Here is a 16,766-nt window from a genome sequence, read left to right on the forward strand (position 1 = left end):
GCTGATGGCTGTAAGAAGAAAACAGGTTAAAAAAGTAAAAAAGCAGATGAGTGAGTATCAAATTGTTAAACATGCAGCGCCTTTCTTGGGTGATATCTCGGATAAGTATCTGCTGCTCAAAGATGCATATTCCGGGACCGGCGGGTTTGAAGATGGGACATATCTTGTACCGCATCCGCGTGAACCTCTTGATAAATATGTGCGGCGATGTTTTATGGCTTACTACTGCAATTACACAAAACCCTGCATAGATGCACATGTGAATCCGATTTTCAAGGAATATCCTGTACGCAAATATAATGCGAATCCTTTTTTTGATGAATTTTTGAAAAATGTTGATGGGAAAGGAACTAAAATTGACAGGTACATGAAACGCACTGCAATTAAGGCTAAATTGTTTGGTTGTGTATTTGGAATTGTAGATAATTACATAGAGCAAGCAAGTGATTTTGAAGAAGCAATTAGAAATCGTACATTTCCGTATATGTACATTGTTAGGCCGAATCAAATCGAAGACTGGGCAACCGATCAATTTGGGAATATCATGATGTTTAAATATAAGTTAAGATATACTGAGCTTGTAAATGAAAACAAAATTTCTAAATCGGTTATCTGGACATGGACAAATGATAAATGGATCAAGGTTGATGAACACGGCAGGCAGGAGGGGGATAATCCAATTGGTATAATTCCTGTAGTTCCTCTGTTTGGGGCATTAAATGATGAGGACGATGATATTACCCCTCAATCAGAATTTTATCCAATTGCAAAAACAAACCTCGCTATATTCAATGCTTGTAGTGAGCTTCGGGAACGTAATCGTAACCAGGCCTTTAGTTTACTGACCTATCCGATCGGAGAAGGCGACGATTATGAAACTGCTAATGAAATCGCTATAGGCACAACAGATATGCTTGTTTACAAAGCCGGTTCTAGTAGAGGTCCAGAGTACATTTCGCCGGATTCGGCACCAAGTCAGATGCTTTTAGACGAAATCAAAAACATGGTGCAGGAAATATACCGTATGGCTGAACGTGCGAATGTTACCGGCGTACAAGAACAAACATCCGGAATAGCAAAAGAGTGGGACAACCAATCTACCAATCAAACAATTGCAGAGTTCGCGAAAAGTCTTGAAGAATTTGAAGAAAAAATTGCAATCCTTTTTGGGCGATATATTAATAAAGATCTTGATTATGCTTCGACTTATAATAGTGAATTTGGTGTTGTTGATACCTCAGCGGAGCTTGATAAGGTAACAAAAGCGCTGATGCTGAACATCGGGGGTAAATTTAATAAAGAAGTTAAGAAACAAGCCGCCCGCGTTGTATTAAATGAGCTTGATGATGATGAGCTTAATGCAATTTTGGATGAAATCGATCAGCAGTCCGATGATATAGATTACAGCAAATCTGAGGATGATTAAATATGGCTGACTTCAATAAAGATGATTTTCGCGAAGCGGTCAGAAATATTGTGAAAGGGTACGGATCCAAATACAATACAATAGCAGAAGAGCTTATCAATGTTATTATAAGTAGAATCGAAAAGGGAGAGTTTGTTTCCGAAGCTGTAGCTGGTGCTTTATCAGATACGGCTTTTTTTAGTGCCAATAAAGCCGAAATTACAAATGCGATGTATCTGGCCGCCTGCTCCGGGTATGGCGTTCTGCCTTCGATTGTCACAAAAGCCAGTCAGGTAAATATAAAAGATAAGCTTTTATCCGACAGCTGGACTGGCGATAAAATGAACTTGTCCACGCGATTGCACGGTACGAATAGCAAAATGAGAGAAACCATAGTTGATACAATTAATTCTAGTATGCTAAACATGCAAAGTGCGCGAGAGATGGCGATGAAGCTTTACGACGGCTATAATAGCGGAAACCAAGTAATTCGTGAGGCTAAACTGCCGCAATACCTCGATAATATTCTTCAAAGAATTGACCTTGCGGGTGGCAGTGGTAAAGTATCTGAAAAATTACGCGGTGAAGCGGAAGCTTTGAAGGCTGCGGTAAAAAATTTAAAAATGCCTGAGCTGCGTACTACGTATAAGAATTTTCTGGACGCAGTAACAGCACCAGAATTGAATGCTGCAGTTCTCAATAAAGCAGCCTGGGCAGCAGTGCAGGAAAAAGCACGATATCATGCGATGCGCATTGCTCGAACCGAATCTGCCAGAGCCTGGTTTGATGGCTTTATAGCTGAAAATCAAGACGACGAAGATGTATGGGGGTACCGGTGGAGATTAAGCAGCCGACATAAATTTGTTCCGTTTGATCAATGTGATGTTTGCGCTAATATGAATGTTGGTTATGGCAAAGGCATCTATCCAAAAGGGAAAGTGCCATTTATACCGCGCCATCCGCATTGCATGTGTATGCTTGAAGTTGTATTTGTTTGGGAGATTGATAAACAAATAAAGTTCAATCCCAATAAAGCTAAAGAATATCTTGATAGTTTGGATGTTGGCCAGCAAGCAATGCTATTTGGCTATGACGGTGTAAAGGCATATAAAAGTGGCGCTGACTGGCAAACTATACTTCGTGGTTGGGATGGGTTTAATGAACCCGTAAGTAGATTAAGTAAAGCCGATTTTCAGTTGATACTTAATAATGATAATGGTAATATAAAAGAAATAAGAGAATTTATTCGTTCAGAGGCACAGCCTAAAAATATTGATAAGGGTAATCAAGATAAACATATTGAAGGAACGAATAATTACAAACAGAAAGTTGCTGGTCTTAGATCTAAAGGTCAATATGGGCCTAGTAGAGTTGATTTAAATCTTATTGAAATACAGCAGTTAATCGATACGTTTGCCGGAACTGGGGAAATTAGAACACGGAGATCTGGTGAATGGAATCACAAAGAAACAATTTATAATAATGATAAAATTGTTGGTTCTGTTGTAAATAATTTAAACGGTAAAGAAGTTACTACTAGTGTTTTTAAAATTCACTATAGTAAACGAGGAACTCATATAGTTCCGCATTATCCGAAAAAGGAGGAGTAATTGTGAAGCATCTTTTAGAGTATTTACATAAAACATTAAAAGTTACATGTATTGATGATCAAATCATTGTAGGAGAAGTAACAGATTATACGTGTGCTGATGATAATAAAGATTATCAAGATATTGATTCTGATAGTTTCTCAATATCTCAAACTACATCGGATGGAGAGCAGTATGGAGTTGAGCTTTATCAGAATGAAATTAAATCAATTGAAATATTAATATAAAACCACTCACATTTTTTTGCTGAGTGGTTTTATTATGTCCAAAATTAAATGAGGTGGTGGTGCCATTGATTGCCACAGTTACCGCGAGACATTATTCTTAGCGGTATTTTTTGTATCTATTTTTAAAAAAGGAGTAGATTTATTTGACAATAGAAGAATTGATCAAGGCATTAGGCCTGGATGAGGCAAATGCAACCGTTTTGAGAAACTTTGTTGCCGCAAAGGATAAAGCTGTTACAGATAAAGCGGCAGATATCAAAGTTCTAAAAGCCCAAACAAAGGGGGATGCGAGTAAAATTAAAACCCTGCAAGAGAGAGTTGAAAAATTTCAAGATGCACTTGGTATTGATGATGATACTGAAGATCTTGAAGAAGCAATTAAGGGGATTATGAAAGAAAAAACTGCCGATCCCGCCCTGCAAAAACAAATTACCAATTTAAAAGAAAAGCTGAGAGTTAAAGACGAAGAGCATAATTCTACTCTATCTGAAGAACGTGGCAAGCGTTTTGATGGCATGAAACGTACAGCATTACTTGAAGCTTTAGGCAAAAACAATGCGGATGATCCCAATCTTTTGGTTGATATGTTGATTGGGAAGATCGTTGTTAATGAAGATGATGAGTCACTTGCCTTTAACGATGATAAAAATTCTAAGATTGATGATTATGTAAAAGAATTTTTAACAGCGCATCCGAAATTAATTGCAAATATTCAAAAGCCTGGCGCAGGAAGTTTACTTGGTGCAAATGGTGGAGCTAGCAATGATAACGAAAGTACAGAATATGCAAAAAAACTGGCCGAAAGTGGTAATTCAAATTCTACCGAAAATCAAAAGGCTTTAGAAGGCTATTTTAAATAATTACGGAGGATATACATAATGAAATTTAAACAAACCAATTATCTTGGGACAAAACAAATTTTAAAGTTTCCTGATCACAAGGTTGCAATGACTGTAACTGTTAGTGATGAGGGGGTAACTGTGAATGAGGATGGAGAAAAAATTGTAGAAGCAGGTACGATTGTTAGTGGCGGAGGCGTGCTGCTTGATCCAAGCAAAGCTGTCTCTGATGTAAACTTAGGCGCAAAGGCAGCCAGTTTTACAACAACTTTTACTACAGAAAACAGTAATCTTACTTTTGTAGCGAAAGAAAAAGGGGTAGATGGAAATTCCATTAAAGTCGCTTTCGTTGCACCAACTACAGCTAGTCAGGAATTGAGTGTTTCTGTAGCAAGTAATGTTATTACTGTAAATCTTGCGACTGATGAAACAAAAACGGTAACGACAGTTGCTGATGATGTTATTGCGATTATCTTAGAAAATACTGAAGCACAAGACTTAGTTGATGTAATGACAGCGGACGGTAATAGTGGAAGTGGCACAGTGTCCGCTTTGGTCGCCACTGCTTTAGCTGGCGGTACTGCAGGTGCTGGCGGAGTCGCAGAAGGTGTTCTTGAAAACGATGTTGACGTAACTTATGGTCCAGCTCTTGGTGCAATGCTTGTACATGGTTTTATTGATATAAAGAAAATGCCGATTGAGCCAACAACGGCGGATATCGAGGCATTAAAACAAATTACATTTTTAGGTTAATGGGAGGAATAGAATATGAAATCAATTTTTGATCTGGTGCAAGCGCCAGTTATTTCTACGTATTATACAACTGCAGCAAGCAATAACATTCCATATTTAGGTAGCTTGTTGTTTCCAGCTGAAAAGCAGCAGGGATTAGATTTATCGTGGATTAGAGGGCATAATGGTTTGCCAGTATCTTTAGCGCCAAGTGCGTTTGATGCGAAAGCTCCAGTAAGGGATCGTATTGGAATTGCAAAAATCGAAACGGAAATGCCGTTTTTCCGTGAATCTTTCAGGATTGGTGAAAAAGAACGTCAAGAACTTTTAAAAGTAATGTCAGGCATGAACTCTGCAATTGCGGATCCGATTATTAAAAAGGTTTATCAAGACGCGAAAACTCTTGTTGATGGCGCGGGCGTAATTCCTGAACGCATGATTATGCAGCTGCTTTCGACAGGCAAAATTAAAATTGCGTCGAAAGATGGACAAGCCTACGAGTATGATTATAAACATCCAACAAAACATAAAACCACATTAGCAGGTAGTGCTAAATGGTCAAATACAGAAAGTGCGGATGTCGTTTCAGATATTTTAGATTGGATGGATCAAGTTGAAACAGATACAGGTAATCGTCCAACTCGCGCTATCTGCACACGGAAGACGTGGAAAAATATTGTAAACAACAAGAAAATTCGATTAGATATAAATCCGATCGGCGGGGAAAACATTATTGTTACAGATAAAATGATGAAAGAATACTTCGAAACCAAATTACAGTTACAGATATCTGTTTATACTAAGAAATTTGCAACTGAAGTTGGTGGAGCTGGTGAAAACTTTTATCCAGATGATCATTTTACCTTACTACCAGATGGCGATCTTGGTAAAACGTATTATGGTACAACCCCAGAAGAGGCTGATTTAGTCAGTGGGCAATCTCAGGCGCAGGTAAGTATCGTAAATACGGGTGTAGCAATTACTACAATTATGGAGCCTCATCCAGTGAATTCTATAACGATTGTTTCTGAAATTGTATTACCATCTTTCGAGGCTATTGATTCCGTGTTTATTGCTAAAGTGGGTTAAGCATTATGGACATAAAGGTTCAGATGGATGCCCAGGCGACATTACAGGCTATGGAGAAGTCGCCAGAAACTACACTGAATTATATGAGAAGAGCATTGCAGGAATCATGTCGTTTGGTGCAACGCGGAGCAAGGGAACAACATAAATTTAAAAGCCGTGGAGGATCTTTGGAACGCGCAATACGGTTTCGCACAAATTTAAAAAAATGTGAAGGTGTTATTGATATTAATCCAGCAATCGCCTCGTATGGTGTGTTTGTGCATGAGCCGACAGGTACCTTTGCTCCGGCCGATAAACGATTGCCAAGTAAATTTTATCGCTGGGCAGATGGTTCGTATGCAATAAAACCAGTAAATAAAAAAATGTTAAGGTTTTTAGACAAGCGCGGAGGTTTTGTTTTTGCTAGAAAAGTAAGGCACCCTGGTACACCTGCAGATCGATTTTTGTATGAGTCGGCGGATCGCAATCGGGCGGAGATAAATGAAATTTTTGCACGTAACAATAGGCTGGCGATTAAGGAGGCAGGGCTATGAGGATATATTTTGATAAAAATTTAATTGATGATGAATTACTTAAGGAGTGCGTAACACCTACGCATATTGCAAAATCAACCGCTTATGTCGAAGATTTGGCAAACAGTCTTGGGGTGGGAGCGGGTTCTATTGTAGAGCCTGCTCCTTTTAAAATTCAGCAGTTGGCTGAAGCTTATGCGCTCATGGAAGCTGCCAAAAAGCAATCTATGATGAATACTTCGGGGACTGTGGAAGGCGCAGATGCCTATGAGCTAAAGCGTCGTGTGTATGCTGCCGAAGTAGATGATCTCACGGATCAAATTACAGCCGACACCTTTACTGGTGGAAAGTCAGCGAAAAAACGGGCATTCCCGATGTCTGTTTCCGTGTATCGGAGGTAGGTATGAATAAATTAAACTGGTGGCCGCTGGCAAATAGCCTGGTGGAATTTTTGAAGAAACAGAATGATATCCTGGACGCCCCCGTTTTTGATGGAGTAAATATCTATGCCGGCACAAGGGCAACAGGAAAAAGTTATCCCTGTATTGAGGTTACTTTCGATAGTGAAAACGACGCTGCGGGGGATCGGGCGCTGACTACGTTATGGGTGGATATTTTGCTTAAAAGTAACAGCCCAATACCGTCAGACGCTTATGAACTGCTGTTTAAATATCAGACAGAATTCATGAATTTATTGCCGCTATGGATTAAATGGGCAAAAAAAGAAATCGGCATTGCCGCAATCGTAAAAGTGCCAAGTGTGATGTCTGACGGGGATGTACAGCGACCTGTATGTCAGAGCCGTATAGTTTTAGAAATTGAATGGAGGAATAGTATATGAGTAAAACAAAAGCGCTGGAAAGAGATGTTAACAACCATCTTTCTAGTTTTAATTTTGATATGCAGTTATTCGGTACGCCAACACCAAACGATTTGATTGTTGGTAAAGGTAAAGTTTATTTTAGACGATGGAATTATGATGGAACAAAACAAGCTTTACGCCACATGGGAAACTGCCCTGATTTTAAAATGACGCCGAACATTGAAAAGATACAAAAAATGAGTTCTATGGATGCAGCCGCTGAGCTTTATGCTGAAGCTGTGAAATCTATGTCGTACAAGCCTACATTAACACTTGACGAATTTAACCCATTTAATTTGGCGCTGGCGCTGTATGGAACCGAAGGTATTGAAATACAAGCTGAGAAAACAATCGAAAAAGAAATTCATGATGTGACATTGGGTGCAGTTTTACAAGTGCCTTATAAAAATATTAAAGATGTTTCTATTCTACCCGCCGTAGCTACTCCGGCAGTTGTTAATCCAGCAACTTCATATGTCGAAGTTGGCACCCCTGGAACAGGAAAAGTTATTTCTGGAGGAATTTATACAGGTTCTGAGTCGGGAGCTTATTACATTGAAATTACAAAAGAAAATTCTGTTGAGGGTACAATTACAGATGCAGAATTTACGTGGAGAAAAGAACTAAATGGAGATCAAAGTGCTCCGGTTATCATGACAGGATTAGTACAAGAGCTAGATGAAGGTGTGACTGTTAAATTTGAACCAGGTGCGAGCGGACAAGATTTCGTTGTTGGTGAAATTTACGAAATTAAAGTAACTGCAAAACAAGGTGCTTATATCTCAGGTGTCGATTACATTATTGACGATACGCAGCTTAGAGGTGGCGTTATTCCAATTCCAGATACTTCGAATATCCTTGATGGATCACAGGTATTTGTTTCGTACACAGTACCGGAAAAGAAATATCCAAAGATCATGGGTGGTACCGCAAAGAAAATAGAGGGTGATTTACTTTTCATTGGAGATCCATCTACTGGTCGTCCATATACATTGGAAATTTGGCATGTGTCAGTAACTCCAAACGGAGACGTTGGTTTAATCACCGAAGAATGGGGATCCTTTACGCTTGAATTGTCAGTAATGCCTGATCGTGTAAATCATCCGAAAGAGCCGTTCTTTAAAATGGTTAATACTGATTAAGATAATACCTTTAGGAGATGATGTTTTATGAATTACTCTGGATACAGTGGGTCAGAAAAAGAACTTAATCAAAAACTTACACAAGCAAAGACAGACGATACGATTAGTCAATACAAGCAGCACATTCAGGAAATGGCAGAAGAAATAGAATTCCTTCGTGACAGGCTTGAAAATAATGCGGTAATGATTCATGTTAATGCGCAAAAGACGCGTCTTGATTCGGCAGAAAATATTAAAGCTTATCCAATGAATGAACACCCGACACATCTTCACATTCCTATATCGGCAATTCGTATTAAGGGAATGCCTTTGAATTTTATAAAAGAATTTTCGCCACAATGTATGAACAGTATGGTTGCTCAGATTGAGTCTGACTTAAGGGACAGACTGGTTATACTGGTTAAATATTAATTGTTGATTCAAGTGAGTCCATGATATAATGTAAAATATTGCATTATTTTAGAAGGATGTGCTTGAAATGAACGAAGAATGTTTAATTTGCGGACATAAAGCTGATTTAGTGTCGTCTAATGATTTGACCGGTGTATGGTATTGTGAATTATGCGGTAATTATATACTAGCTGATTATATAACTGGTACTTTAAACGGTAGTTACAATGTAGGTAAGTATGATTTATTAAAATTAAAATCTGCATTATTTTACTACCTGAGAGTTGTGAAAAAGAATCATTTAAATACAGATTCTACGCCAATTACTATATCAATTAATAAATATGATAGTGATTTGTATATAGATTTAGACACAGTTTATAATTTATATCCGGATAACTTTAATGATAGGTTAGATATGGTAATTGAATTACTTGCATCTAAAATAAATGACGTTGGGCAATGGTTTTATACTCCCACTGAAAATTTTAAAAACGGCATTAATAAAATGCAATTTGATATATTTTTCATGCCGTCTAACGTAACAAGTGCATATTATCAGCGTGGTGAATTTATTCGATTACTTAAAGAACTACAGTATATAACTTCGGATGAAGATGGTAAATTTTCGTTTACAGCTAAAGGCTGGGAAAAAGTATATTTTTTACGTAAAAAGAATAATAGTAAAACCGCATTTATTGCAATGTCCTTTTCTTTTGATAATCCTGTTATTAATTCTGCAAAGTCATGTATTGAAACTGCTATTTCTAGTGCTGGATATATTCCTAGTATTATTAGTGATAAACAACACAATAATTTTATTATGGATGAAATCTTATATGAAATTCAGCATTCGGCTTTCGTTGTAGCTGATTTGACAGAGCAGAAAACAGGTGTGTATTACGAAGCTGGATTTGCTAAGGCTTTAGGAAAAGAAGTAATATTTACTTGTCATGAAACTGATTTCAATAATAGACATTTTGATATCGCACAAGTCAATACAATTAAATGGGAGAATCCCGATGAGTTTGTAAAAGATTTGATTAGGAGAATCGAAATTACTGTGGGTTTGAATAAAAAAAATAAATAATTTAGGGCAGCTTTCGAGCTGTCTTTTTTAGTACAACAAAACTTATGGCCGTCCGAATCCGGGCGGCTTATTTATATGGGAGGAATTATAATGTCAGAACAATTGAATGAAGCAGATATTTTGTTTGCTGAAAAAGAGATCAAAATTGGCGATGAAACAATCACCATCAAACCTTACTCCTGGGCACAGAGCATGAAATTAGTTAAGCCTTTAGGAGTGATTATGCATTTGTTGCTTAAGCATGCAGATGAATTACAAATGGCATTAAAAGAATATGAAGGTGCTAAATCAATCATAAATCAAGCTATGCCAATTATCGATCTTCTAGGAGACATAGAGAGCGAAGAGCTGGTAAAGGCATTAACTGATTTCATGGTCACAGCAACCGGGAAAAATGAAGTATATATTCAAGGGCTTATGCTCGATGATGTATTTGAGCTAGGAACTGCTGTTTATGATGTGAATAAAGGTTTTTTCACGAAACGCTTGGCGAAAGTGCAGACAGTTCAGCCAAGCAAGAAAGCGGAGAAAAAGTCTCAGTAACACCTTATGAAGTTGTCCAAAAGTTAATCACGTATGGTCATACAAAAAATGAAATAGTAAATTCATACAGCTTGCCGGAAGTCAAATTATTCTACGAGAAAATTCTCAAAGAAGAAATGCGCCGGCAAGCTGATTTTATTGAAGCTGTAACGGGTGGAATTGGTATGGCGTTCGGTGGAGCGAAGGAAATTACACCGCTACTAAAAAAGCTTAGGGAGTAAGTGAAGATAATTGGCAAATAACAATGAAATAAAAGTACATATTACTGCGGAAAATGAGCAGTTTGTTTCGAAGTTGCAAGAAGTTGTAAGTGCCATAAAGGGAGCAAAGAAGTCATCCACGGAAGGTACGCAAGCTGTTGGTGGTTTCCTTTCTAAAATCGCTAACTTTGGTATGATCCTAACAGGCGTATATGCTGGTTTATCTATGCTAAAAACTGGGCTTGATAGTACAGTTGGATCAATTGGCAAATATAGTATGAGTATGGAAAACAACGAAGCCTCATTCGAAGTGTTTCTTGGCAACAGCCAATTGGCGACTCAATATCTTAACGATTTAAAAAAGATTGCAGCTGACACTCCTTTTGATATGCCTGGTGTTACTGATGCAGGTAAGAAGCTTTTAGCATTTGGCTTTGATGCGGAAACGTCATTAAAAATGTTACGTTCCATTGGGGATGCCTCTGCAGGGCTTGGTCTTGGTACAGAGGGCATTCAACGTATAACACTCGCTCTTGGGCAGATTAAAGCCAAAGGTCGTGTCATGGGCGATGAACTTTTGCAGCTTACTGAAGCAGGGATCCCTGCATACACAATTTTAGCTGACAAATTGGGGCTTACTGCAGATCAGGTGAAAAATATAGGGGATGCCGGTATAGATGCAGATACAGCAATAAACGCCTTGCTAACCGGTATGGATGAGAAATTTGGTGGTTTGTCAACAAAACTTGCAGATAAAATGATGGGGCTTTTATCAACCATACAAGACAACGCAATGAATACAGGCAGCTTTGTTTTAAGTCCGCTTTTTGAATCATTGGAAAAAGGGCTTGTAAAGGTTCGTGATTTTTCTGATCAGCTCAGCGCTGCAATTAATGGACAAGGAAATATTGATGAAAATGTAGGCGTTCTTCGAGTTATTGTTAAAATCCAAACCGGATTAGAAGAAGCGAAAGATTCATTTATATCTTTTACCGAGCTATTTGGGGCATATGACGATGATGGAAGTTTTTATTTTTCAGAAGAAGCGCTGTCAGCAATTGAAAATGCTGGTGATCTTTTAGAACGAGCTTGGAATTTAGCGCTTGATATCGGAGATGCACTGGTCAATACAAGCCCAGTTGTTGGCGAAATTATCAGTAGGGTTGGAGAATGGCTAGAAACATTAATCAATATTGTCGATATCATTGTAAACGCAATAAATCCTGGGGTCGGTGATGTTAACGAGTCATTTGCAGGTACAAATACTATTATTGATATCGTTGTTGATACATTAATGGGCTTTTTTATTCTTGAAAAAATTATTACTATGATTCAAGGAATGCAAACTGCATTTAATTTAGTTAAAACAGCGGTTATAGGTGTGCGCGAAGCGGTCAAAGCAACATCTATTGCACAAGCGGCATTAAACGTCTTAACCGGTGCAATGGGGGGGCCTGCGGGAATTGCAATGGCTTTAGGAGCAAGTGCAGCAGCTGTTGGCGCTGGTTATGCTTTAGAAAAATCGGGTATTTTTGACTTCGGAAGCTTAAAGGGAAGTTCTCCGGATGATGAAAAATCAGAAAATAAGCTTCAGCAATTATTGGATAAACTGAGAGAACAGCAAAGTAACCGGCAGCAGTATCAGCCGGGGACTAGGCAACAGACGCAAAATAGCCAATCAGAAGAAGCGACAAAGGAATCACAAAAAGAACTAAAAAGTATTATCCGAAGTATTTCTGATTGGGTCAAGGCAGCAAATAAAGATATAGATGATCAAATAGAGACTTTAAAACTTAAAAATGAGCAAAGCCCGATGAACCCGCAAGATTTTTATAATCAGCTTTATAGTTTAGAACAGCAAAAATCTATCAATACTGAAATGGCCATTCAGGAGAAAATAAATGCTACAAACAATGCTCTGTTTAAAGATGAAGCAGATAGATCTGCGAGCATAAAAAAATACCAGGCAGATGCCGAAGAAGCGGCTAAAGCTACTGGTAAATTGAGTGATGCTCTAAACGAAATAACCGGGACAATGCAAACAGCACAAACCGCATTTAATAAAGAAGGTACAACCTGGCGGCGAGAAGTCGATGACGTTAATATTGAAGGACTCAACGAAGTCGCTCTAAATGCAATTTCTGCAGTTAGTCAAAAGTTTTTTGAGTTAACAGGTCGGCAGATGGTGGTATCTTCTGGACTGCGTAATTGGGGTGGCCATGTCAACGGCAATAAATTCGATGTTGTTGATGATTATTCGTCTATTCTTTTAGAAAGTAATTCAAACGGTATTCGTGATGCGATCATTGATTACGCACGAAGTATTGGACTAGATGTATTGGATGAATACTCTGATCCGTCAGCAAGGGCGACGGCCGGTCATCTTGATTTTGATGCATCGAGTTTTACAGGACAACTTAATCAATATATGACGTGGCAGGCAGGCGATATGCTCACTAAAGGTGGGGCAGAGTATAGAAAATCTTTACAAGCATTGTTCGATGAAGGCAATAAATTATTGATACAATCTGTAGGATTAGTTGATGAACAAAGCCAGTTGGATAAAGCGGAGATCAATAGTAAATATAATAAATTAGCAGAAAAATTTAGAGCGGCTAATTTAAATCATGTTGTTGAAGCTATTGAAAAAATACGTTTTTCAGAATTACTTGATATTGATTTTAAAGAAACACAGAAAAAACTCGAATATGCAAACAACGATCTGACTGAAAGCCAGGAAGTATTACTATCTCAGCTGGCAAGCGGTGCAATTTCAGCAACGGAAGTAACTGAATCTTATATAGAAAAATTCCATACCTTAATGGATAAAAATCTAGCTGAATTGAAAACCGAACTAGAGCAGGCAATTTCGATAGGCGATAAAGAAACAATTGCATCGATCAAAGCAAAAATCAAAGAAGTTACTGAAACTCTAAAAAATGGGATCAATGAAATTTTAGATAAAATTCAGGATAATATGGATTGGCAAACTAAAATGATCGATGTCAATTCGACCATGACTTCAAGGCAGAAAGAAAATGCTAAGAAGAATGTAGATGCTGATGGGGCTAGGCAAAATGTAGCTGCATTGGATGCCAGATTAAATGGATTATGGTCAGAATATGACAAGCTGAAAATTTGGGAAAAGGGCGATTTTTTCAATAAAAATATAATGCCGATAGAGCAGCAGAGACGTTATAATCAAGAGCTTGCCAAAGTCCCATCATTGCTAGATGATATTCACACTTCGTCCAAACAGGCACTCGAAGATGGTTTAGTTACATTTCTGACTGATGGTATCAATGAAGCTGAAAATCTGAAAGAAGCATTTTTAGATTTAGTTGAGTCTATATTAAAATCGATTCAGCAAGTTTTTGCGAAGAAAATCACTGATGATCTAATGAATCAATGGTTTGAGCCGACGGAGAATATGTATTCCATGGGGGAATCGCAGCCGAAGAATAGAGACGGAGCCCTTGGTTTTAATACCGATTTTGCGCCTCAATACGCAACGCAAACACAAGAACTTGATTCAAAATTAAACAGTATATCAAGTAATTTTAGCAGTTTTGTTAATGAATTTAACACTACGGGGAATTATTTTTTATCCAGAACACAAACATTTTTTAATAGTGTTATACAAACAATGCAAAGTGCTGCGAATGCGATACCGATAGGGAGTAGTGTAGATACGGCAGGGAGTACTTCAAGTGGAGGGACGAGTAATTTTGAATATAAATCACAGTATTTTTCAGGTGGCGGCAGTGTTGTTGGACCGGGGACTGGAACCAGCGACAGCATATTTGCAAAATTAAGTAATGGTGAGTTTGTTGTAAAAGCTGATGCTGTAAAAAAAGTCGGAACAAGGTTTTTGGAAAGAGTAAATAATGGTGATATTCATAATTTGCATTTTTCGCTTCCGAAATTTGCGAAAGGTGGATATGTAGGGCGTGCAGGATCACAAGGCATGTCGAATGCTATGGAAAGCTTTACTGCTAATTTAAGCACTGGCATGAGTCCGCGCCTAAATGTAAATAATTATGTAGATGGTCAGCGTGTTTTTGATACATTTGGCAGATCGCTCATTAAGAGTGAAGTGAGAAAAGAACATATTGAAAATGCAAAATTCTATAGCCAAATTAATAAGCGGATGAAATAGTTAGTTGACGATAAAATCCTCTAATGCTATTCTAAAAGAAAACATTGGAGGATTTTGGCATGAAAAGGATTTTAGCTTTAGTATTAATATTAATTTTTTCTTTGCAAATTACAGCGTTTGCAGAAGTCATAAGAAAACCAAGAGATTCTTTTGAAAATAGTGTAACCGTATATAGTGAAGCCAATAATGTAGAGTTATTCAATGCAGTAGGTTTAGGGAAAGTGATTTATCCATCTAGCCATGTTTATGGTTTGATAATTAATAAGTCATGCGGTTACAAACCGGGTGTAATTTATCAAATTAATAGATTCCAGATAAAAATAAATGATCAAATATTTGATATTCCAATAAATCATCAATATCAAGAAGTTACTCGAGGAGAATTTGCGGTATATGGAAACATTTTTGTAAAAGTAATTATATGGGAAAATTTAATTGATCTAATAAAAAACGCAAATAAAGTAACAATCAGGGTAACGGACAGTCAAGGATTTAACACCACCTCCGATTTTTCTGACACTGTACTTGCTGAATGGAAACAGGTTATAAATACTGAGGAATAAATAAAAAAGTACTCTTTGCGGAGTGCTTTTTCTTATGATACACAATCAGTTATTGAATTTGCATATCCTTCCGATTCACAGTATAATATTAAAAGGTAAATTTTGTCGCAATTGGATGGATAAAATCAATTTATAGAGATTTAGGTAAAAGAGATAGTGAAAATAGCCGGTAACGGATTACATAGATTTAATAATAGATAAGAAAGGATTTTTATTTTTATTGCAACTAAAACAAAAGGAATGATTGTATATGTCTCTTAGGAAATTGGCGTTCATTATGTCATTTATAGCAGTAATGCTTGCAAATTCAAATACAACATTTGCTGAAAACAATAGATATATACCTATCTCGTTTGAAGGTAAAATTGTTGGTGAATTTGATACCGATTCGATTAAATACGATAACGTTGAAAGTAAAAAAGGATTAATGATCAACGTTTGGGTAAAAACAATTCCTGATCAATATACAGGAGAATATGTCATCTATAATTATCTTTTCAATAAAAATGACCGAGAAGCTATGTTATTAAACCAAATATCTTATGATGACGATGGTGAAATTATTTCTAAAATATCAAATAAACCTAACGCTTCATTGTGGTCAATCGTGGTACCAGCTACGTTAGTTGATCAATGGTATGTAGAAACGGTGAAGTATGCAGATAAAAATCACAAAAAATTATTGAAAAAATATAACAATACTAGAAAGAGTGATAAAAATGAGAATAGTGTTTACGATAAGTTTAATTCTTGGATGGATGATATCGGGAATTTGTTCAGCTTCAATTAATCCCAATCAATCAATACACAGTTATTCTGAGTCATATCCTAAAATGGCTATTGTTATTAGTAATATTGGTGCTGCCAAACAATATCCGAGCATAATGACGGGACTTAATGAAAAAATATTAACGCAATCAAAATCGCATTATTCACTTTTAGCAACCCAAGAAGAAACTACTCATTTTCTTGAATACTTAGAAGATCATGATATTCAAGATCCAAACGTTTTAAAGCGTAAGGATATCGCAGATTTCGGGAAAACTTATGGATATGATTATGTTGCCATTTTAAATTTTAATCAAATCGCTCAAAGAGATGGTAAAGGGAAGTTTATAATTACATGGGCAACTAATAAGACTTTAACAGCGGAAATGAGTGCTAAAGTTGTAGATACGCAAACTGGATCATACATATATAGAAAAGATATAGTTAAAGATGGGACGAGCACATCTATATTTCCTGCATTTACAGGATCAAATACAAGTAAAGTGAACGCCTGGTTAGATATTGCTAGTTTATGTACTGATGAGTTTATAAAAGATATGGAGAATCTTTAGTATATCGGAGTAGTTGATATTAATTTAATATTATCAATTGAGACAGCTTAAATTTTAAGCTGT

At 37.1% G+C, this 16,766-nt stretch carries 18 protein-coding genes; all 18 read left to right on the plus strand.

Translation table 11 applies throughout. The annotated features are described in order from the left end of the window. Nucleotides 1-4 precede the first annotated feature (4 nt). Nucleotides 5-1,426, plus strand: a complete 1,422-nt coding sequence (locus BN6559_RS13445) for a hypothetical protein (RefSeq protein WP_110955201.1) — start codon at nt 5-7, stop codon at nt 1,424-1,426. A gap of 2 nt (nt 1,427-1,428) precedes the next feature. Then, entirely contained in the window at nt 1,429-3,015 is a 1,587-nt protein-coding gene (locus tag BN6559_RS13450) for a polymorphic toxin type 50 domain-containing protein (protein ID WP_110955202.1), read from the plus strand. A gap of 2 nt (nt 3,016-3,017) precedes the next feature. Beyond that, nucleotides 3,018-3,242, plus strand: a complete 225-nt coding sequence (locus tag BN6559_RS13455) for a hypothetical protein (protein WP_110955203.1) — start codon at nt 3,018-3,020, stop codon at nt 3,240-3,242. A gap of 143 nt (nt 3,243-3,385) precedes the next feature. Further along, complete coding sequence (locus BN6559_RS13460) at nt 3,386-4,102, plus strand: hypothetical protein (RefSeq protein ID WP_110955204.1); 717 nt, start codon at nt 3,386-3,388, stop codon at nt 4,100-4,102. 18 nt (nt 4,103-4,120) lie between these two features. Next, complete coding sequence (locus BN6559_RS13465) at nt 4,121-4,834, plus strand: hypothetical protein (protein WP_110955205.1); 714 nt, start codon at nt 4,121-4,123, stop codon at nt 4,832-4,834. A gap of 15 nt (nt 4,835-4,849) precedes the next feature. Further along, a complete protein-coding gene (locus tag BN6559_RS13470) occupies nt 4,850-5,902 on the plus strand; it encodes a major capsid protein (RefSeq protein ID WP_110955206.1) in 1,053 nt (350 codons plus the stop codon). A gap of 5 nt (nt 5,903-5,907) precedes the next feature. Further along, nucleotides 5,908-6,435 (plus strand): hypothetical protein, encoded by a 528-nt coding sequence (locus BN6559_RS13475; RefSeq protein WP_110955207.1) that lies wholly within the window; start codon nt 5,908-5,910, stop codon nt 6,433-6,435. After that, nucleotides 6,432-6,815: a hypothetical protein gene (locus BN6559_RS13480; RefSeq protein ID WP_110955208.1), complete on the plus strand. Its 384-nt coding sequence runs from the start codon at nt 6,432-6,434 to the stop codon at nt 6,813-6,815. The genes BN6559_RS13475 and BN6559_RS13480 overlap by 4 nt, the downstream gene beginning before the upstream one ends. Nucleotides 6,816-6,817: 2 nt before the next feature. Beyond that, nucleotides 6,818-7,255, plus strand: a complete 438-nt coding sequence (locus BN6559_RS13485) for a hypothetical protein (RefSeq protein WP_110955209.1) — start codon at nt 6,818-6,820, stop codon at nt 7,253-7,255. Continuing rightward, on the plus strand, nt 7,252-8,418 hold the full coding sequence (locus BN6559_RS13490; protein WP_110955210.1) for a phage tail tube protein: 1,167 nt from the start codon (nt 7,252-7,254) through the stop codon (nt 8,416-8,418). Before BN6559_RS13485 ends, BN6559_RS13490 begins: the two co-directional genes overlap by 4 nt. Before the next feature lie 27 nt (nt 8,419-8,445). Next, nucleotides 8,446-8,829 carry a hypothetical protein gene (locus BN6559_RS13495; RefSeq protein ID WP_110955211.1) on the plus strand — a complete coding sequence of 128 codons (384 nt, stop codon included), beginning with the start codon at nt 8,446-8,448 and terminating at the stop codon, nt 8,827-8,829. 67 nt (nt 8,830-8,896) lie between these two features. Beyond that, nucleotides 8,897-9,898 carry a hypothetical protein gene (locus BN6559_RS13500; protein ID WP_110955212.1) on the plus strand — a complete coding sequence of 334 codons (1,002 nt, stop codon included), beginning with the start codon at nt 8,897-8,899 and terminating at the stop codon, nt 9,896-9,898. Nucleotides 9,899-9,988: 90 nt separating this feature from the next. Then, nucleotides 9,989-10,441, plus strand: a complete 453-nt coding sequence (locus BN6559_RS13505; protein WP_110955213.1) for a hypothetical protein — start codon at nt 9,989-9,991, stop codon at nt 10,439-10,441. A gap of 71 nt (nt 10,442-10,512) precedes the next feature. Beyond that, the gene (locus BN6559_RS19315; RefSeq protein ID WP_199883999.1) at nt 10,513-10,662 is read left to right on the plus strand and encodes a hypothetical protein; all 150 of its coding nucleotides are present in this window, start codon (nt 10,513-10,515) and stop codon (nt 10,660-10,662) included. A 10-nt stretch (nt 10,663-10,672) separates the two neighbouring features. After that, nucleotides 10,673-14,800: a tape measure protein gene (locus tag BN6559_RS13510; protein ID WP_110955214.1), complete on the plus strand. Its 4,128-nt coding sequence runs from the start codon at nt 10,673-10,675 to the stop codon at nt 14,798-14,800. Between the two features lie 59 nt (nt 14,801-14,859). After that, nucleotides 14,860-15,363 carry a hypothetical protein gene (locus tag BN6559_RS13515; protein WP_110955215.1) on the plus strand — a complete coding sequence of 168 codons (504 nt, stop codon included), beginning with the start codon at nt 14,860-14,862 and terminating at the stop codon, nt 15,361-15,363. A 277-nt stretch (nt 15,364-15,640) separates the two neighbouring features. Continuing rightward, nucleotides 15,641-16,153 (plus strand): DEAD/DEAH box helicase family protein, encoded by a 513-nt coding sequence (locus tag BN6559_RS13520; RefSeq protein WP_199884000.1) that lies wholly within the window; start codon nt 15,641-15,643, stop codon nt 16,151-16,153. Next, complete coding sequence (locus BN6559_RS13525; protein ID WP_199884001.1) at nt 16,083-16,703, plus strand: hypothetical protein; 621 nt, start codon at nt 16,083-16,085, stop codon at nt 16,701-16,703. The genes BN6559_RS13520 and BN6559_RS13525 overlap by 71 nt, the downstream gene beginning before the upstream one ends. The last annotated feature ends 63 nt before the right edge of the window (nt 16,704-16,766 follow it).

It is taken from the genome of Massilibacillus massiliensis, assembly GCF_900086705.1.
In the GTDB taxonomy this organism is placed as follows: domain Bacteria; phylum Bacillota; class Negativicutes; order FLKF01; family FLKF01; genus Massilibacillus; species Massilibacillus massiliensis.